We start from the raw sequence: 18341 nt of genomic DNA on the forward strand, positions 1-18341 counted from the left end.
ATGTACCCGGACGACATCGTACACCAGCATAATCACCACGAAGCAAATCACAGCATTCCAATAACAATGCAGTAACGTCGGGTTGAGTTTTCGTAGAGAGTGCTCGCAGCTCTGTGCCCTCGGCTCTTCGCTTCTCCCTCCATGTCCCAGCGATTCGAACCAAAACTGATCACCGCAATCCGGGAGGGTTACGGGAAACAAACCTTTTTCGCGGATCTCACCGCCGGCGTGATTGTCGCTATCGTGGCGCTGCCGTTGGCCATCGCATTCGCCATCGCGTCGGGTGTAAAACCCGAGCAGGGATTGTACACCGCCATTATCGCCGGAGCCACCATTTCCGTACTGGGAGGCAGCCGCGTGCAGATCAGCGGTCCCACCGGGGCGTTCATCGTGGTTATTTACGGTATTGTCCAACAATACGGCTATAACGGTCTCGCAATCGCCACCGTCATTGCAGGTGTATTACTCATCGGGATGGGCCTGGCGCGCATGGGCACCTTGCTCAAGTTCATCCCCTATCCGCTGACCGTGGGCTTCACCAGTGGCATTGCACTCATCATACTTTCGTCCCAGGTAAAGGATTTGCTGGGACTGGAGACGGGTGCCGTTCCTGCGGACTTCATCGAGAAATGGGGTGTGTACGCTCAGGCGATCCATACGGCCAATCCGGCAGCCATCGGTGTGGCGATCATGTCCATACTCATCATCGTATTGTGGCCGAAGGTGACCTCGAAGGTCCCGGGTTCACTCATCGCCATACTGGCCGCGACGTCAGCGGTGCATGTATTCAACATCCCCGTCGAGACCATCGGCAGCCGCTTCGGCTCCGTCCCGACCGATTTGCCCACGCCGGAGGTCCCGACGATCACCTGGGCATTGGTACGCGAGCTGTTTTCCCCGGCGTTGACCATCGCACTGCTCGGCGCCATTGAATCGTTGCTCTCCGCCGTTGTCGCGGACGGCATGATGGGTACCCGACACCGGTCGAACATGGAGCTTGTGGCGCAGGGTGCGGGAAACATCATTTCGCCCATATTCGGCGGTATACCAGCCACGGGTGCCATCGCACGCACAGCAACGAATATTCGCAACGGAGGTAAAACTCCTGTATCGGGGCTCGTGCACTCCTCGGTGCTGCTTCTGATCATGCTGTTCCTCGGTCAGTGGGCCGCACTGATCCCGATGCCAGCTCTGGCGGCCATTCTCGTCGTCGTGGCCTACAATATGAGCGAATGGCGCACGTTCAGGAAACTCCTGAAAAGCCCGAAGAGCGATGTGCTTGTTCTGGTGGTCACGTTTGGCCTCACCGTCATCATCGATCTTACAGTGGCAATTGAAGTCGGCATTGGTCTCGCCGCACTGCTGTTCATGAAACGCATGAGCGATACCACCGAGGTGCAGATTATCACGCGAGGCCTCAGCGAAGGAGAGAAAGAGGAGGAAACGGCGGATGATTTCAGCCTGGCCTCACGCGACGTACCCGATGATGTTGCTGTATTCGAGGTCCAGGGCTCGTTGTTCTTCGGTGCCGTCGAGCAGTTCAAGGAAACGCTCAAGGATATCCGTCTCAAGCCGGTGGTCTTCATTCTTCGTATGCGTAACGTCATCGCCATCGACGCGACGGGTTTACTGGCCATCGAAGATCTCGTGACGAGCATGAACAGGCAGGGTATTTACTTCCTGCTCTCCGGAGCGCACGCGCAGCCGCTCTTCGCCATGCGCGGATCAGGACTGCTCGACCTTATCGGTGATGACCGCCTCTGCGGGAATATCGACGAGGCCCTTCGGAAAGCGCGTGAATATCTGGGAGTGGTAAAAGGCCAAGAATAAAACACGAATAGGGTCGAAGCTGTACTCCTTGTACCTGTACATCGTGTATGGAATGTACGCTTTCCGCTTCACCGGCTAGAGCACAAATCCCACGCCGAGCAGCAGCGCGAGTGAACTGACAGTGTGGTCCATCGTGTACAACGCATCACCCGTTTCATACATCTGAATCCGGTAATTCGCTTCGATGCGGATGAGTCCCCGGCCGGCGGGGCGGATTTTCAAGCCCGCACCCAGACTGATAATCCCGACGTCGAAGCCGTCTGTCAGGCGAGAGATGTTGTCGTAGACAGGTACGGCCAGCCCATTCGCTACGCCGTAGCCTCCGCGTAAAAACCATGCGACGATGCTCCGACGCCGGCTCTGTGTATAGGATAGATGCAGCACCGCCGACTGTGCGGGACGCACACCTTTGAGCGTGCGAAGGCCCAGTTCCAGTTCTGCCGAGAGACCGTTGATCAGGTAATACGCCGGTGTGGCCGCGACGTACAGGTACAGTCTCTCGCTCGACGAAGTGCTGCCGGGAACAGACGGATCGGCGAAGGTCAGCTCTGTCGTTGTCGTGACCGAGCCCACCGTACCAAGGAGTATCAGCTCACCGTCACCCTGCCTGTATTGCGCATGCCCAAGCGTGGAGAAAAAAAAGCACATGAGGGAAAGAATCAAGAATTGTCGCATGCATCCTCCGCTTGCTGAAATTCATGGCTGCTGGTACGTGGCGTACGTGTGTGTGCGCTAGACTGAAAGTGACATCGGCGGAAATATACGATGTGCTCCGTCAAGGTTCAAACGACTGCCACGAGAGCCAAAGACACGGGATACCGGCCATCGGTTTTTGTCGTGTCCCCTAATACCCCCTATTGATTTTTCACCCCGTCTCCCCATCAACGAATCACCTTGGAGGCGGCCTTGCCAAGGCGATTCATAACCGCATAACCGATGCCCTCCTCAGGAATGCCGGGACAGAAAATGATGTCCGCACCTCCGGCGTCGAGTGCCCGTAGCCCTGCGTACATCATACGCGCATAGTCCACCGCAGCGCCTTCCCCAAGACTGAAGCGCAGATCCGCCCCGGTGGAATCGAAACGCTCTGGTGCGAGCAAAGCCGTCCGTTTACCGGTGCGCTGTGCCTGAAGCATACGGCGTTTGAGAGTTCCTTCCGCATCGGGATGCTCACTGCGTATCACGACCAGCTCCGCCTCCGGAGCATAATGCTTGTACTTCATTCCCGGAGCGGCCGGCCGGTCAGGGATGTCTGTCGCGAAATAGACGCGTGATTGAATAACATCTTCGAGGTCTTCGCGTGTCACGGTACCTGGACGGAGTATGGTCGGCAGATCTGTGGTCAAATCAAGCACCGTGGACTCTATTCCGACATCACAGCTCCCTCCGTCGAGCACGGCGAAGATCAAGCCCTTCAAATCGTGATACACGTCGAGACCGCTGGTAGGGCTGGGCCTCCCCGATATATTCGCCGATGGTGCGGCAACGGGCACAGCTGCTGCACGCAGAAACTCCCTGGTGAGCTGGTGATCCGGCATACGCAGCGCGACAGAGGAGAGCCCCGCAGTCACGATGTCCGGAACCGCTGCATTGCGCGGTACGACCATCGTCAGCGGACCCGGCCAGAATTCATTGGCCAGTTCGGTGAACAGAGGGGGCACGTCCTGCATTAGCTCTGTCGCCTGTTTGCGTGAATGTACGTGCACGATCAACGGATTGTCCTCAGGGCGCCCTTTCACACGAAAAATTTCCCGGACTGCCCGCTCGTCAAGCGCGTTTGCTCCGAGCCCGTACACCGTTTCGGTTGGAAAGGCGACAAGCTTTCCCTGCCGCAATGCGTCCGAGGCTTTGACGACACTGTCGCTGCGTTGCGACGCTGTCTGTGTCTGGAGAAAAATGGTTCTCATACCGGGCTGCCTGCAAGCGGTTGGAGTTGCCAGCGGAACGGGAGCGAAAAAATGAATGGATCGCTCCGATGTATTTCGAGGAACGGATTCCGCAAAAAGTCAGAATAGTTCTTCCTGTTCCAGAATACGGTCACCGGAGGTGTTCTTGTCCGGGGTCTGATACAGTTCTTCCATGAAAAAATCGTTGGCGCTGCGAAGGAGACCGGTCACCTCGCCCACGGTGTGCGGTATGCCCTCAAGAGAGTCCCGCGCGAGCTGCGCGGCGACGGTGGTAAACGCCCTGCCAAGTATCAGCGTGCGCAGGATGCTGTCCGCACTCCAGGTGTGCAGCGCTATGCTGCAGTGCAGGGAATTCCCGCCGGAAAAGCTCATGCGGATTCCGAAGGTTTCCGCTGCCTGTGCGAGTGTATCCCAGCCAACATAGGCACGGATGAGAAGATCGGTAAGCAGAAAATGATCGTCCTCGACGACAAAGCGCACCTCCTCGCGGAAACCCTCGCGAAACACTCTGGCCGGGAAAGGATACACGGTGTCGAAGAGGCGGAGGAGTGCTTCGTCCTCGTGCTCTTCGAAGCGGACGCGTTGCAGCACCTTGCCCTGAATGCGGTAAAACACCCCCGATTCGGAAGCGAACGGGTGCCAGCAGCCATCCCGCTGCAGCCAGGCGGAGGCTTTCGAAAATCGTGATGTCGGTGTCTGCTGGTATTTCATAGCCGGTCTGATAATACGAAATTTTTCGATGCGGGGGGGACGCTGAGTTCGCAGATCAACGAGGAGAGTGAGCATGGCTCCAGTCAGACCTCCTCGGCCCCCGTAGACAGCAGACAGAACGCTCTCTTGCATTTTCATTCCGCAATTCCTATCGTTCAGGCGGTACTTCCATTTCAGTTGTCGCAGGAGTGTTCGCATGAAGATCAAGGATATCGTCAAAGCCAAGGGCGCCACCGTGTTCAGCATCCACCCGGACAAGACGGTACGCGATGCCATCGGCATGCTGGTGCAGTACAACATCGGCTCGCTGCTTGTCGTGGAAGACGCGCGCCCCGTCGGCATCTTCACAGAGCGCGATACGCTGCGCATCTGCGCGAAAGAGGATGTACGCCTGGAGGACGTCCGCATTGCCGATGTCATGACCAGGGATCTCATTATCGGAGAGCTCGAAGACGACGTTGAAGACATGATGAAAGTCATGACCTCCAAACACATTCGCCACCTCCCCATTCTCGAAAATGGGTATCTCGCCGGCATGGTGTCCATCGGTGATCTCGTCAAATCCCAGTTGGACGAAAACGCTGTCACCATCCATTACCTGCGCGACTACATTACCGGGAAGGACATGCGGTAGCGGAGAGCGAAGAGCGAAGAGCGAAGAGCGGAGAGCGGAGAGCGGAGAGCGGAGAGCACGCTCGTGCGTTACGAACGTCCGTGTAGCGAACAATATCCGCTGTTTGGGTATTGTGCTCATCCGACCGTCCCGCCTTCTGAAGTCAGGTGCCAGCACGATTCGAGCCCCCCGCACGGCTGTGCGCTTTGCTCTACATTTCCCGCCTGCGCCAAAACAAATTATCGGGATCCCGCAGCGCTGTGCAATGGCTTCGGCGGGCAGGCCCTATCCTCCTGAACTGGGGTGCTTGTACAATGCGAGCGATTCCGCACAGACATGCTCTCTGCTCTTCGCTCTCCCCGCCTGCGCCAAAACAAATTATCGGGATCCCGCAGCGCTGTGCAATGGCTTCGGCGGGCAGGCCCTATCCTCCTGAACTGGGGTGCTTGTACAATGCGAGCGATTCCGCACAGACATGCTCTCTCCGCTTCGCTCTCCCCGCCTGCGCCAAAACTAATTATCGGGATCCCGCAGCGCTGTGCAATGGCTTCGGCGGGCAGGCCCTTTCCTCCTGAACTGGGGTGCTTGTACAATGCGAGCGATTCCGCACAGACATGCTCTCTGCTCTTCGCTCTCCCCGCCTGCGCCAAACAAATTATCGGGATCCCGCAGCGCTGTGCAATGGCTTCGGCGGGCAGGCCCTATCCTCCTGAACTGGGGTGCTTGTACAATGCGAGCGATTCCGCACAGACATGCTCTCTACGCTTCGCTCTCCCCGCCTGCGCCAAAACAAATTATCGGGATCCCGCAGCGCTGTGCAATGGCTTCGGCGGGCAGGCCCTTTCCTCCTGAACTGGGGTGCTTGTACAATGCGAGCGCAAATCGTTAATCGGCCTTCGTAAATCGTTTTACCGCTTCGCGAGCCATTGCAATGGATCGAGCTTTTGGCGTTTATACCAGAGTTCGAAATGCAGTCGAGGACCGCTGATGCCTTCGCCGCTCCTCGCTATGCTCTGACCTGCCGTTACCTGCTGGCCTTTGCGGGCATTGATCTGCGAAAGGTGGGCATACACAGTAAAGAAGCCGCCCGCATGCTCTACGATGATGAGACTACCGTAGCCGGGAATGAACTCCTGCATCTTGACCGTACCATCGGCGACGGCCTTGACGGTGGATCCAAGTGGCGCCGCTATGTCAATCCCGGGACTGATGGTAACGGTACCAAGTGTCGGATTGACGTTTTCTCCGAAAAATTCGACGACCGCCCCTGTGCCACCGGGCCAGGGAAGCCGACCTTTCAGTTTTCCGATAGCGGTATTCGCGATGGGTACGCTGGGTAATTCCTTATAGTCGCTGCCTTTCTTGCCGCCCGGAGTTTTTTTCCTGGATTCACTTTCCATGCGACGACGCTCACGCTCGATGAGATCGGCAATGATGCGTTCGACACGTTTGGCTGCTTCCTGCTTGCGGCGAAGCTGTGTCTCGTACGACTGCCTGTCCTGACGCACCTTGACGAGCAGTTGTTGATGCTCCTGTACTCGTCGCTGCAGATTCTGCTCTTCGCTCCGTTTTTCGCGGATGTTCTGCTGTTGTTCGTTCAACTTCTGCTCAAGCAGAGTCTTCTGCAGAGCGATCTTTTCCTTGCGTAAGCGGATTTCCTCCGCATCGAGACGGGCACGTTCCGAATAGGCTTTCAGATATTTCGAACGGATGAACAATTCATTGACACTTCCTGAGCTGAATAACAATTCGGTATCATGCGTCCGTCCGCGACGGTACATATTCACGATCGTGCGCGCGTACTCGCGCTTCAGCTGTTTAAGCTCGTTCTCGGCGACACTCAGATTCAATTGTGCAACGGCGATTTCCTTCTGATTCTGAGCAATATCCTCGGTCAGTTTGTTCACCAGCGACCGAATCAGCAGTGTTTGTCTGTCGAAGTCGTCAAGACGCTGAATGGTGCTCTGTTCACGTTTCCGGTTTTCCTGAATCTGCTTCTCGAATTTTTTGATTTCCTCGCGCAGGGATTTCAATTCGGCCTCTCTGCTCTTGACCCCGCCGGAGCGCTTCTGAGCGGATGCATCAACCGATACCAGAAGTTGCTGGAGTGCAAGGAAACACACGATGGAAAATATGATGCCGGGACGAGCTTGCATGGGGTGAGGATATGCTACAGATATTCGCAAGTTACGTGTTTTCACCAGCATTGACAATGTAAAATGAATGGGTTACGGCGATGAGCTGACATCTGGCTTCAAGAATTTGCGCAAATGCATAGCAATTGGTTGTCTGATAGCAAACGAACGCCTGCCTGCTGGAACGGGATCCAGCCAATGGATGCTCCATTTGATGTACACCGGATCAAGGCGGAATGTCGTAGTTTTCGGCGCCCCGTGGCGCAGGCAATAGGCGGGGCGACAGACCTTCATTCCGACCTCCGGGATAGGAACTGCGCGTGCCGGACAAACAACCGTCGGTGCGCACGGGACCGCACCCGGACAGCACGAAGAACTGAAGACTTCCGGTCTATGTGTCGAAGACCAGATTTTCAGGGAAGGAGTCGTACGGGAGACCCGCCGGTCAATCGTGTATAGATCGGCGGATGTATGAAGTTCCTTGGGGAGAAATCAGAAATACACGCGTTTGGCCGACCGCGGTGCCGTGAAGGAAAACTGCACCGGATAATCGTTCACCGTCTGGTTCTGAAACACGAGCGAGAGGCTTTCCTCGGAGGCCGGCCTCGAGATGGACATGACTTGTGGCAGATGATGCTGTCCGCGCTTGCGGAAGTCTTTGTAGTTGACTTCCTCCAGAATGTCGCCCGTACTGTCGCGACGGATGTAGCGGCGGACAGCGCGGTATCGTAAATCAACGGTATACTCCCTGCTTCCTGCGTTGTCCTTCCAGGTGAGAACGTAATTGTCATTGTCGCGAAAGCCTTCAGGCGACGCGAGAGACTCGTCGGGCAAGCGGATAGCACCGGAGACAATATCCAGGATATCCTCGAATTCCAGACCCACACGGAGCACTCTCCGCAAATTCTCCGACGTCGTCGGACCCTCGGCTACCGTATTGTTGAAACCATCATAAAAAATGAAGGAAGACCTGGTGACGAGACTGCGCACCACGGTGACACCGAACGGGCCGTTGATATCCAATTGCAGGGAATCGGGCCGGAGCATCTTGACGGAGATCGAAGCACTGTTGGACATTTCCGGTGAGTCGATGGAGATGGTGCCATATCCTTCCACGGCATTAATGGCCTTATTCCTCTCTGCAACGAGGCGGAGCACCTCGCGCGTTTCGATTGGTCCGGACGTATCAATACCCGGCGTGGAAGAGCAGGCGGCGAGCAGGAGCACGCTCAAAACGAATGAAAGAAAAGGAAGCACGTGGTTCGGACGTTGAAATTCAATGGCCATGTTCTGCGGGTAATTGTTGGAGAAGTTTCCTGATACGGTCATTGTCGGGTTGGAGTTCCAATGCGCGCGTCCAGGCGCGTCGGGCGTAGGCGTGTTTTTCAAGGGCATGAGAAATGGCACCCAGGTGTTCGAACAGTACAGGGTTGTTTGGCGTGCGTGCGACCGCGTCTTCGGCGAATGAGAGCGCTTCAGCATTTCTTCCAAGCCGATGCAGCACCCAGGCACGCGTATCGAGATAGGAGCTGTTGTCTGGTTCCTGTTCGCAGGCTTCCTCGCTCATTGCGAGCGCCCGTTCCAGTTGCAGCCCGCGTTTCGCAAGCGAGTACGCCCAGTTATTCAGGAGGAGATAGTACGTATCGTCCTTGACGCTTCCCTCCAGTTGATACGCGTGCACGGATCGCTCGTACAGCGGATCAGATTTCTCGAAATTCCCGGATTCATCGTAGGCGAGCGCAAGGGAAACGAGTGCTTCCATATTGGATGGATCCATGTGCATCGCACGCTCCAGTGCCTGCATGGCCTCTTCCTCGTTCCCACGGCTGGACTCGGCGTATCCGAGCAACAACCAGGACTCCGCCGACGCGGCGTTGCGATCGATGAGGGCGTGAAGCGTATCCACGGTTTCGTCGTAGCGCTCGAGAGTCAGCAGGGTGCGAGCAAGGATGTTCGCAGCGTCCGTATTGGAGGGAACGCGTTCGAGCACACGGGAGAATGATCGGGCCGCGTTTTCGAAATCACCTTTACTGAATTCCACGGCGCCACGGAACCACAGCGGCCGCCAGTCGTCGGGATACTCGCCATGGATATGACGGAGCACATCGATTGCGTCGTTGGACGTCTCTGCATGCTCCATCGCGTGTTGAAAAAAGAGTCGTCCGATTTCCACCTTGTCCTGTTGACCGACATCCTTGTGCATCACTGCGCGTTTCATTCGCTGCGAGGCCTCCGTCCATTCACCCATGGAAAGAAGGGCCTCGGCAAGCTGCAGCTCATAGGCGGGTTCGCCCGGATGCAGCGCGCAAAGTTTTCGGTACTGTGTCGCCGCAGCATTCCAATCGCCCCGTCCGATGGCTATCTGCGCGAGACTCTGCAGGAGAGCGTCGCTCTCTCCGTCGAGTTTGCGGAGCGTCTCGAGGACGGCTTCCGCCGAATCCGCTTCACCGCGCAGCGAGTAGAGGCGGGCGAGGTTGAACGCTGTCTCAGGCGAGGGAGCGTTGCGCAGCAAGTGCTGATACAGGAGGATAGCTTCTTCCGGAGAATGTTCTTCAAGAAGACCGGCCAACATGTCCATCGACTCCAGATCGCTGCTGTCAGACCGCAGCAGACGACGGTATACGACAGCAGCCGAGTCGTATTGTCCGGCTTGGATATGGATATCGGCAAGCATTCGCAAGGCGACACTATTTTCGTCCCCGGTGGCGGTTGCGGCACGCAGATGCTCCGCCGCGGCGTCGGCTTTTCCGGCCGCAGCCGCACAGAGGGCGGCAACAAGATGAATGGCGGGATTGTCGTCGTACAGCAAGGCCGCTCGGTATGCGGTGAGCGCTTTGTCCGGCTGCTCGGAGATTTCGAACGCGCTACCGACGGCAAAGGCGTTGAGCGCGATGTCCCGCCGCTGCTCGAGGGGCATGTCCGGGGCCGGCGGTTGAATCCATCTCCCGGACTGCGCCGCGGCGAGATGTACCGACATCAGGAGAAGTGGAACAACGAAGAAACACGTGCGGATCATCAGACAGCTTGCCCTTTCATAAGAAAATAATATAGGCGCGCATCGCAGGCCGAACAAGCGCATTCCGCGTGACCATCACCCAATACCGCCTTGACTGCGTACCGAATGACGGGCAAATCCGCCGGAGATAACTTCGGCCCGAAAGCGGCGATTGGAAAGAATATGCGTGCGGATTTTGCGGGGGGCATGCCTGTCATACACAGGATCATCCCGGCCACTCATGGGCTTTGCCCGGCTTCCTGCAGCAAAAATTCATGCACACTTGACTCTTGTCCGGAAATTCCCTAATTTCAATATTCTTGTAGAGTGCAGGAAAATGCAGGAACAAAAGGAAAAACAATGTACGCGATCGTGAATATCAGCGGGAAGCAGTTCAAGGTGACGACGACGGAAAAAGTATTCGTCCCGCTTCTCGAAAGCGCGCCCGGCAGCAAGGTGGAATTCTCCGAAGTCATGTTGTACTCCGACGACAGTGGTGTGCTCGTGGGTTCGCCCACCATCGCTTCCGCGAAAGTAACCGCCACCGTACTCGAGCATGTCAAGGATGACAAAGTGCTCGTGTTCAAGAAGAAGCGCCGCAAAGGGTACCGTGTGCTCAACGGTCACCGTCAGCAGCTGACGCGCATCGAAATCGACAGTATCGAGAAATAATAGAACGGAGTGTAGCATGGCTCATAAAAAAGGTCTTGGAAGCTCCCGCAACGGACGCGACAGCAATCCCCAGTATCTCGGCGTGAAGGCCTACGGCGGCACGTTCGTCACCGCTGGTTCCATCCTCGTCCGTCAGAGGGGCACGAAGTTTCATCCCGGCGTGAATGTCAAGCGCGGCAAGGACGATACCCTGTTTTGCGTTGTGGACGGCACCGTCACATTCGAGCGCGTCGGTCGCGACCGGCAGCAGATCAGCGTGTATCCGGCGTCTGCGGACGCCTGATCCGTACCAACGACGATTGTAAAAGGGATGTCGAACAGACATCCCTTTTTTCGTATATTCCTCTCATGGTATCACGAGGATCACTTTCTCATAGGAACAGGAGTTTTTACCGTATGAGCTTCCGCAGAATAGCCACGCTGCTGCTGGCCTTTGCCATGCCGGCTACGCTCACCTTCATCGGGTGCAGCGACGACGACACACCAACCGATCCCAATGCCGGAATTCAGCAGGTGAATATCCGCATGCATGCCGGTGATCAGTTTACCTACGACCGCTGGGACCTCGACGCCAACAACCAGAAAATCGCGACGTCGAAACGGGGATACGATATCGAGATCAACAAGGGTGTCGGTCTTGTCGGGCAGTACAGCGACTGGTTTTTCCGTCTTGGTAAAGATCAGCAGTCGCAAAAACGGGACACGCTGTTCATCCGCACCGAAACCGTCACACGCCAAAGTAACGGCTCATCCTACACGGAGGAGGTCATGGCGTATGGTTTCGGTTACAAAGTCCTGCAATCCTTCATTGCTGAAGTGATGAAGCTCGGCAATGTCGGTGTCCCGACCATCGCTGCGCCGCAGTGGAACACTATCGCGCGGTACTACGACAAGAGCGGCAATGCCATTCCCGTGGGCTCCGAATGGTTCATCGGTCCGGAAGATGGCGTGACTATGAATTTCACCATCAACGGATTCCCCATCGGCGTGAACGCCAAGATCAAGGGCACGTATGCCGCGCGAGAAGAGAAGATTCAGGCCGGGAACCAGCAGGTAACGACGTGGAAATCCACGATCACCGCCAGTTTCACCCTGCAAGGACAAACGATCGTTGAGTCCAAAGTGCATCTCTGGTTCTCCGACGATCCCGACGGTCAGATCCGTGTCCTGCAGGAAAGCGCACGCGCCACGATTCCGGTCGTGGGAATCACCTTCGACATTCCCGGCGAAACGCAGGAGCTCGTCTCCTGGTTCTGAGAAACGTAGAGGTGGCTCCGTTCGTGTAGCTGCCCCGCAGACCAAAGAGTCACGTACAAGGCGGAGAGCCTCAGAACTCTCCGCTTTTGTATTATTATGAGCCTGAATCGCGGGTATTGCGCACACAGGGGAGTACGGGCGGTTGCGTGATCGCCAGGGGCAGGAAGTCTCGGCCAGAAAAATCCCGACGAAAACGCGATGATCAAGCGGGATGATGCGCTTCACCAGGGCGGTAATATAAAAGGCCCGGCTGACGCCGGACCTTTTCGCCTGATAGTGTGATGAGAGGAATAGAGGAGGAGGGAAGGTATGTGAGCGGAGTGTGGCGCGGGGCCACACATTCTAGGGATTTCGAAGTTTCAAAGAACGTTTATGCAAACATACACATTTCTTTTGCATAACGCCAGTAGTAAGGCAAGATATGTGCCACTTTTTTTATCGCTTTCTAAAATGTTTGTTTTCAACAAAATGTTAGATTAGCGGGAAATGAGTGTTCGGATATCGAACAACATCGCCGGACACATGTTAAAAAATAAGACAGCAGGCGCGCTTATGCGTACCTTCTCAGGAACGTTTTTCCACAGGGCAACTGCTGATTCCAAGTATGGAATACAGCGGACAGCTACGCATGAGCGCTGTAGCAAGAGGGATTATTCCGATCAGACCGAAGAAGCGCACATTGCCTTCGAGGAGGAAGAGAAGGCTGAAAAGCCCTGCGCCGACGATGATTCGGATGATGCGGTCTGCCGACCCGACATTGGTTTTCATATGGTATTCTCCAGGTGTTAGGTAGAAAATGTATATCGAAAGGTAACACAGCTTGCGCCGGACTTCAGTGATTTCGTCACGCTCTTGCCTTGGACGGGTAGCGATCAGCGCAGAGCGATGCTGATTACACGAAGCTCGAGGGTACAACTCATGCTAAGGAAAATGGGTTCTAAAAGCGCGATCTGCGTCTGTGTGAAACGGCGACCTGGCGGTGAGGTCGAAGCCGCTTCCAAAGGACGTGTGTGCAACTGCATTGACAGGATGACGAAGAGGCGCGGAGTCCGTATATTAGTCAGATCATGGTCGCATACAGCCGTGCCGAAAAATACAGGATTTCCTATGTTCAACCGCCACCTGCTCACTGCATGCATTGCTTCGCTTTTCATGGCGATATCTGTTCATACATCATCCGCGGGTCCCGGTGACACGCTGGTCGTACAGACGTTCACCTGGGGATGGCCGGTGAATCCCGGCTGGTTGAGTCCGAAGGAAGGGAAATTCTGGTTCCCGACGCAGGGAAAACAATTTGAAAAAATACTTCTCTATTACACGCTGAAATGTGATCCTTCGCAGAACCCGGCTTGCGGCGAATGGGATTATCTTACCTACACGCGGCTCTTTGAACACACCGGTGTGTTCGATTCCACACAACTCACGCATCCCAATTTCACGGTGTTCGGCGCCACACCCGATACTTTGCATTACATGAACGCACCGCTGCCCACACTGCACCGGCGGCAGGAAAGGACGGCACGCTACGCATCGGTCACGCGTCTCGATTCCGCAACGCTCGGAACCGGGGTAAGTTCAACGGACGCACTGTTCTCGTCGCCGGTGGATGATACACGCAGCTATATTCTCTGGACGCGATCACAGCTCGAAGCGGCGGGTATTTCCACGGACACGCTCACAGCGCTGCGCTTCCGCGTCGAAGGTGCGGGCGGACGGGCCGGACGCGTCACCGTACGCCTGAAACGATTTACCGGGACGCAATGGCAGGACGACATTCCGCTGCAGCGTAGCGGCTACACGACGGTGTATGATGCCGCACTGGATCTGCCGGAGAATGACTGGGTCTCCGTTGTGTTTACGCAGCCCTTTCTTATTTGGGGAGGAGGTCTCCTGGCGGAAATTACCGTGGACGGAGCGCCGGGTGTACGCGTGGCGGCAGATCCGCTCGCCGGCGAAGGTTTCGCCTATGTCGCACGCGATGAAGACCGCTTCCTCAATTTCCAGTATCGCAGTCATGTGCAGTGCGGTGACGTAGCGGAGCTGAACGCTGCCCAGTCCTTTACTGCGGAAGCATGGTTCAAGGCGGACGTGTTGCGAAACTGGAGCAACGTTGTCATTCGTGCGCAAAGCAACGAACATCGCATCGCGATTCAGCTTGGTGGTCTGGAAGCGGGCAGAGTCGATGTGTACGGCATTGTCGGTAACGGCGAGAATTCCTACGGCTACACTAGCGGACGTCCGGTTGCGGAGGGAAATTGGTATCATGTCGCGCTGGTGTATGACGGAACGGCGAATCAGCAAGCGGAGCGGTTGAAAATCTATCTCAATGGAGTGGCGCAAACGCTGCGTTTCAACGGCACCATCCCTTCAATCACAACAACAATTTCGCAACCCTTTACCATCTCCTCGTCGGGTACGAACACGATGACCGGCGGCATGGACGAGATTCGCATCTGGCGCAGCGCGCTTTCCGCTGCGGATATCCGCTTGCGCATGCATGCACACATCACAGCACAGGATCCGTTGTACGCCGATCTCATCTCGGCATGGTCCTGTGATGAGGAGAGCGGCGATGTGCTGACGGACCTCACCGGACGCTATCCCGGGCGTCTGGCTTTTCCGCAGCGCAGCGCGTATCGGGGAGACAGACCACGTGGTTATGCACCAATGGACGCTCGGCCATCCGTGGTACTGGAACGTGGCAATGTGACTCTGACCACCACGACGAGGAACGTCATTGATTCGCTGCTCCCCGCCCCTTTGATGATCGTCCTGTACGGCGATACGTCACGCGCAAATATCCCCACGGATACCGTGGTGGGTTGGCCGGCCGGCTTCACGTATAGGTTGACGCCGGATAATTCCATTCAGGACTCTTCGGCCGTGAACCCCGATCACACGCTGCTCAAGCAGCTGCATTTCTACTACGGGACGCCCTTCGAGCTCACCAGGCGGTATGAGCTCGGCCGCTATATCACACCGTACGGAATCGGGTTGAGTCTGGGCGAAGGCTGGACCTGGGTTTGGGATGTGACGGATTTCGTCCACCTGCTCAAGGACACCGTGCATCTGACTGCCGGGAATTTCCAGGAGCTTCTGGATATGAAGTTCGTTTTTATCGAAGGTACGCCCCCCAGGGATGTCGTGCGCATAGAGAATGTCTGGCAGGGGGATTTTGCGCTCAAGGATTTTGCGGCTCGCGTACAGCCGAGGCGGATCGCGCTCGATCCCGCCGCAAAAACCTTCAAACTCCGGACCACGGCCACAGGACATCAGTTCAGCAATGCGACGAACTGTGCCGAGTTCTGTCCGAAAATCCACTCCGTGCTCGTCGATGGTCAGACACGCTGGAGCTGGCAGATCATTCAGGAGTGTTCCACGAATCCGCTCTATCCGCAGGGCGGCACCTGGATTTACGCGCGAGCAGGGTGGTGTCCGGGCATGGAGGCCATGACCAAGGAATTTGAGTTGACACCGTTCATCACCGGTTCCGAAGTGGAGATCGATTACGAATCCCAGTACGACGAATTTGGCAATTATGTGTTCGAGTCACAGCTGGTATCCTATGGTGAAATCCATCATCAGCTCGACGCTGCCATTGATCGTATCATTGCTCCGAGCAATTATGAACTCAACGGCCGCTTCAATCCGACCTGCGGTCGGCCACGCATTGCCTTGCAGAATCGCGGTGCGCAGAATCTGACGAGCGTGGACATCACCTACGGGTATCGCGGTGGTGCGATGCAACGCTACACCTGGCGAGGGACTCTCCGCTTCATGGAGAAAACCGAGGTGTGGCTCCCGCCGCTGGCGGAGCAGCCACCGGCGGAGAACCGGATATTCGATGTCGTGTTGAGTGCGCCGAATGGAGGTACGGATGAGTACGCACGGAACGATAGTCAGCACAGCCACTTCACCACGGTACCAGTGTACGACAAGCGTTTGATCGTGCTGTTTCGGACGAATAACGCGCCCGGCGAGAACCGCTACGAAATACTGGATGCGGAAGGCACGGTGGTGCACAGCCGTTCGGGCTTCGCGGCGAATACGACGTACCGCGACACCTTGCGTCTTATGCCCGGGTGTTACGAATTCATTCTGCACGACAGCGGTGAGGACGGCATCGCGTGGTGGGCGAACAATGATGGAACCGGATCGTTGCAATTCCGTCTCGATGGCGGCGAACTTTGGAGTACGGTCAATCCGGACTTTGGCAAGCAGGCGCGGTATCCGTTCATCTACTCCGGTCTTGTGGCTGTGGGAGACGTGGCAACTCCCGCAACGTCGCTCGACATATTTCCGAATCCAGGAACCGACGTATTGCACGTACGTTACGATGCTTCCCCGGGCCAAAGACTTCAGTATATCATCCACGACATGCTCGGGCAAATCGTGGCGCAGGAAGATTTCAGCAAGGCGAATGATGGAATCACAGTATCGACGTTACTGCCCGGGACGTATGTTCTGAGCATTGTCAATGGTGCGGTGGTGCAGGCGCAGCGGCAATTCAGCATTGTGAGATAGTGCGTCGGTCTCCTTCCGGACGTCGGTGCGAAGCCTTCTGAACGCACTGTTCTGAGTTCTCCCTATCCAAGGAAATGAACGGACGCATCGTCATAGTACTTCTCTTCCAGACCTTCCTGTGCGGAGTTGTTACCGCACAGGAAACGCCGGACAGTCTGGTCTCCACCGCCGGGCTCTCACTGCTCACGCCAGAACATCGGCTGCTTCTTGCTTATCCATCCGAATTGAAAATCCTGGCATTCCGCTCCTACGACATCTCCCGGGAAATGGAAATCGCTGAGCAGTCGGAGTTCGCGGCGATGGATTTGCCTGTACCGGATCACAGCGAGAGCTCAGGGATAGAGACGAGAGGTCATCAGCGTGCGCATCTCACCCTGCCGCTCAACCCGCGGGGAGATCAGCTGACGCTCGAAGGCGCTGGTCGTTTTGTGTTATTACAGGCCCTCCGTCTGGGATATCAATTCTTCAGAGAATCAACGAGACGCGGGTCGCTCACGGAATTCGATTATCTGGAATTGCCTCAGGGAACAGGGATGCTGCGTACCTTTGAGGAAGTGCAGCGTGAAGCGCAACTTCGCGGTGAAATGCAATCCCTGCGTACCCATGAGGATAAACGCGAGCGGGAAAAGAATAAGGTTCCGAAGGAGGAATGAGTAGCTGTATATCCCCGCGGTGCATACCGCATCATTGCAACGCAAAGGAATATTCGTACCAGGGTCAGGAGTGCGGCTTCATGTGATGACCCGAATTTCGGGGGGGAGATGAGAGACGATTCAAAGCTGCATGAACCGCGAGGTGATGTATTTCACCGAGTTGTGATGATCGTGTGTGATGCGTGGAACGTGGCGCTCGCAAGACTGTAAACAAGGTCACAATCTTCCATTTCAGTATCCAGACGGGTGTCAACACGCCCGCGAAAGACAAATCCGTTGCGCTCCACCAAATTGAGCGCAGGCTGATTCTTGCTGAAGATGCGCGCGGTGATCATATGCATATGCATCGTAGAGAAACAGTACCCGATGAGCCCGCGTAAGACCTCACCCGCAAATCCCTGATGCTGCGCTTCGCGTTTTAGCGTAATGCCGAGCTCGGCACTCGCAGGATCGTCAAGTGACACATGTACTCCACAGTCGCCCAAGAGATCATCCGAGTGCAGGGAAATTATCGCCAACTGATACCAGATTCCCGGCATACCGGGGATGCACCCGCTCTGTTCTCTGATGTAGTCGCGTATTTCGCGGAGATCGACAGGATGCCAGGTCTGATAGCGGATGATGTCGGGATCGGAACGGTAGGCCAATACCGCCTCCGCATCGGCTGTCCGCAGAGGACGGAGCAGAAGCCTTGGCGTCGAAATTGTAAGCATGTATTTCCACCTCCATGAATATCGAAATATACGATGCTCCGGTGACTCGCTCAATCGGAATATTGCATCCGCAGGTACGAAGCATCGCGTTCCCCCCCGGATCGGGACACAGTGACTGAGGCGGGTACCTCCGAAGCTGCAGTCGCACCCCTCTGGGTGTCACCGAAGGCACGTGTGCAGACGCTCCCGGGTATGCTCGACAGGAGAGGCGTTCGAAGTCCGGATGTTCTCCTTTTCCGAAGTGTCCATCGGGTTCGATTCCGCAGGGCAGCGCATTGACAGGACCGTTTCCTGACACCGGGCATTGATCGTCTCCTTCACGAACGAACAT

The 18341-nt window shown here is 56.1% G+C and carries 15 protein-coding genes; 7 read left to right on the forward strand and 8 right to left on the reverse strand.

Annotation, left to right across the window (positions count from 1 at the left end):
- The first annotated feature begins 141 nt into the window (after positions 1-141).
- The gene (locus tag M5R41_14990) at positions 142-1830 is read left to right on the forward strand and encodes a SulP family inorganic anion transporter (GenBank protein MCZ7557702.1); all 1689 of its coding nucleotides are present in this window, start codon (positions 142-144) and stop codon (positions 1828-1830) included.
- Positions 1831-1905: 75 nt separating this feature from the next.
- On the opposite strand, the gene M5R41_14995 is transcribed toward M5R41_14990, so the two are convergent.
- The 3 genes from M5R41_14995 to M5R41_15005 all read right to left on the reverse strand — a co-directional run bounded on the left by M5R41_14995 (position 1906) and on the right by M5R41_15005 (position 4448).
- Positions 1906-2505 (reverse strand): hypothetical protein, encoded by a 600-nt coding sequence (locus tag M5R41_14995; GenBank protein MCZ7557703.1) that lies wholly within the window; start codon positions 2503-2505, stop codon positions 1906-1908.
- Positions 2506-2711: 206 nt separating this feature from the next.
- Positions 2712-3737, reverse strand: coding sequence for an L-threonylcarbamoyladenylate synthase (locus tag M5R41_15000; protein MCZ7557704.1), 1026 nt, complete (start codon positions 3735-3737; stop codon positions 2712-2714).
- A 99-nt stretch (positions 3738-3836) separates the two neighbouring features.
- Positions 3837-4448: a hypothetical protein gene (locus M5R41_15005; protein ID MCZ7557705.1), complete on the reverse strand. Its 612-nt coding sequence runs from the start codon at positions 4446-4448 to the stop codon at positions 3837-3839.
- 196 nt (positions 4449-4644) lie between these two features.
- Here M5R41_15005 and M5R41_15010 point away from each other — a divergent pair, with 196 nt between their 5' ends.
- Positions 4645-5082: a CBS domain-containing protein gene (locus tag M5R41_15010; protein ID MCZ7557706.1), complete on the forward strand. Its 438-nt coding sequence runs from the start codon at positions 4645-4647 to the stop codon at positions 5080-5082.
- A gap of 887 nt (positions 5083-5969) precedes the next feature.
- On the opposite strand, the gene M5R41_15015 is transcribed toward M5R41_15010, so the two are convergent.
- The 3 genes from M5R41_15015 to M5R41_15025 all read right to left on the reverse strand — a co-directional run bounded on the left by M5R41_15015 (position 5970) and on the right by M5R41_15025 (position 10212).
- Positions 5970-7217 carry a peptidoglycan DD-metalloendopeptidase family protein gene (locus tag M5R41_15015; protein MCZ7557707.1) on the reverse strand — a complete coding sequence of 416 codons (1248 nt, stop codon included), beginning with the start codon at positions 7215-7217 and terminating at the stop codon, positions 5970-5972.
- Between the two features lie 471 nt (positions 7218-7688).
- A complete protein-coding gene (locus M5R41_15020; GenBank protein MCZ7557708.1) occupies positions 7689-8483 on the reverse strand; it encodes a DUF4292 domain-containing protein in 795 nt (264 codons plus the stop codon).
- A complete protein-coding gene (locus M5R41_15025; protein ID MCZ7557709.1) occupies positions 8473-10212 on the reverse strand; it encodes a tetratricopeptide repeat protein in 1740 nt (579 codons plus the stop codon). The genes M5R41_15020 and M5R41_15025 overlap by 11 nt, the downstream gene beginning before the upstream one ends.
- 339 nt (positions 10213-10551) lie before the next feature.
- On the opposite strand from M5R41_15025, the gene rplU reads away from it, so the two are divergent.
- The 3 genes from rplU to M5R41_15040 all read left to right on the forward strand — a co-directional run bounded on the left by rplU (position 10552) and on the right by M5R41_15040 (position 12120).
- Positions 10552-10863, forward strand: coding sequence for a 50S ribosomal protein L21 (rplU, locus tag M5R41_15030; protein ID MCZ7557710.1), 312 nt, complete (start codon positions 10552-10554; stop codon positions 10861-10863).
- 16 nt (positions 10864-10879) lie between these two features.
- Positions 10880-11146, forward strand: a complete 267-nt coding sequence (gene rpmA / locus M5R41_15035) for a 50S ribosomal protein L27 (GenBank protein MCZ7557711.1) — start codon at positions 10880-10882, stop codon at positions 11144-11146.
- A 113-nt stretch (positions 11147-11259) separates the two neighbouring features.
- Positions 11260-12120, forward strand: a complete 861-nt coding sequence (locus tag M5R41_15040) for a hypothetical protein (protein ID MCZ7557712.1) — start codon at positions 11260-11262, stop codon at positions 12118-12120.
- Positions 12121-12684: 564 nt separating this feature from the next.
- On the opposite strand, the gene M5R41_15045 is transcribed toward M5R41_15040, so the two are convergent.
- Entirely contained in the window at positions 12685-12888 is a 204-nt protein-coding gene (locus tag M5R41_15045) for a DUF2892 domain-containing protein (GenBank protein MCZ7557713.1), read from the reverse strand.
- A gap of 339 nt (positions 12889-13227) precedes the next feature.
- Here M5R41_15045 and M5R41_15050 point away from each other — a divergent pair, with 339 nt between their 5' ends.
- On the forward strand, positions 13228-16644 hold the full coding sequence (locus M5R41_15050; protein ID MCZ7557714.1) for a peptide-N-glycosidase F-related protein: 3417 nt from the start codon (positions 13228-13230) through the stop codon (positions 16642-16644).
- 74 nt (positions 16645-16718) lie between these two features.
- Positions 16719-17297 (forward strand): hypothetical protein, encoded by a 579-nt coding sequence (locus M5R41_15055; GenBank protein ID MCZ7557715.1) that lies wholly within the window; start codon positions 16719-16721, stop codon positions 17295-17297.
- 152 nt (positions 17298-17449) lie between these two features.
- Here M5R41_15055 and M5R41_15060 read toward each other — a convergent pair whose 3' ends face one another.
- Positions 17450-18010, reverse strand: a complete 561-nt coding sequence (locus M5R41_15060) for a GNAT family N-acetyltransferase (protein ID MCZ7557716.1) — start codon at positions 18008-18010, stop codon at positions 17450-17452.
- Between the last annotated feature and the right edge of the window lie 331 nt (positions 18011-18341).

It is taken from the genome of Bacteroidia bacterium (genome assembly GCA_027493955.1).
Taxonomy (GTDB): Bacteria; Bacteroidota; Ignavibacteria; order SZUA-365; family SZUA-365; genus JAOSJT01.

Bases quoted from the DNA above. Each gene is read 5' to 3' on its own strand.
- M5R41_15025 (MCZ7557709.1), bottom strand. From the start codon at position 10,212: ATGATCCGCACGTGTTTCTTCGTTGTTCCACTTCTCCTGATGTCGGTA.
- M5R41_15000 (MCZ7557704.1), bottom strand. From the start codon at position 3,737: ATGAGAACCATTTTTCTCCAGACACAGACAGCGTCGCAACGCAGCGAC.
- M5R41_15040 (MCZ7557712.1), top strand. From the start codon at position 11,260: ATGAGCTTCCGCAGAATAGCCACGCTGCTGCTGGCCTTTGCCATGCCG.
- M5R41_15020 (MCZ7557708.1), bottom strand. From the start codon at position 8,483: ATGGCCATTGAATTTCAACGTCCGAACCACGTGCTTCCTTTTCTTTCA.
- M5R41_15055 (MCZ7557715.1), top strand. From the start codon at position 16,719: ATGAACGGACGCATCGTCATAGTACTTCTCTTCCAGACCTTCCTGTGC.
- M5R41_15045 (MCZ7557713.1), bottom strand. From the start codon at position 12,888: ATGAAAACCAATGTCGGGTCGGCAGACCGCATCATCCGAATCATCGTC.
- M5R41_14990 (MCZ7557702.1), top strand. From the start codon at position 142: ATGTCCCAGCGATTCGAACCAAAACTGATCACCGCAATCCGGGAGGGT.
- M5R41_14995 (MCZ7557703.1), bottom strand. From the start codon at position 2,505: ATGCGACAATTCTTGATTCTTTCCCTCATGTGCTTTTTTTTCTCCACG.
- M5R41_15005 (MCZ7557705.1), bottom strand. From the start codon at position 4,448: ATGAAATACCAGCAGACACCGACATCACGATTTTCGAAAGCCTCCGCC.
- M5R41_15050 (MCZ7557714.1), top strand. From the start codon at position 13,228: ATGTTCAACCGCCACCTGCTCACTGCATGCATTGCTTCGCTTTTCATG.
- M5R41_15010 (MCZ7557706.1), top strand. From the start codon at position 4,645: ATGAAGATCAAGGATATCGTCAAAGCCAAGGGCGCCACCGTGTTCAGC.
- M5R41_15060 (MCZ7557716.1), bottom strand. From the start codon at position 18,010: ATGCTTACAATTTCGACGCCAAGGCTTCTGCTCCGTCCTCTGCGGACA.
- rpmA (MCZ7557711.1), top strand. From the start codon at position 10,880: ATGGCTCATAAAAAAGGTCTTGGAAGCTCCCGCAACGGACGCGACAGC.
- rplU (MCZ7557710.1), top strand. From the start codon at position 10,552: ATGTACGCGATCGTGAATATCAGCGGGAAGCAGTTCAAGGTGACGACG.
- M5R41_15015 (MCZ7557707.1), bottom strand. From the start codon at position 7,217: ATGCAAGCTCGTCCCGGCATCATATTTTCCATCGTGTGTTTCCTTGCA.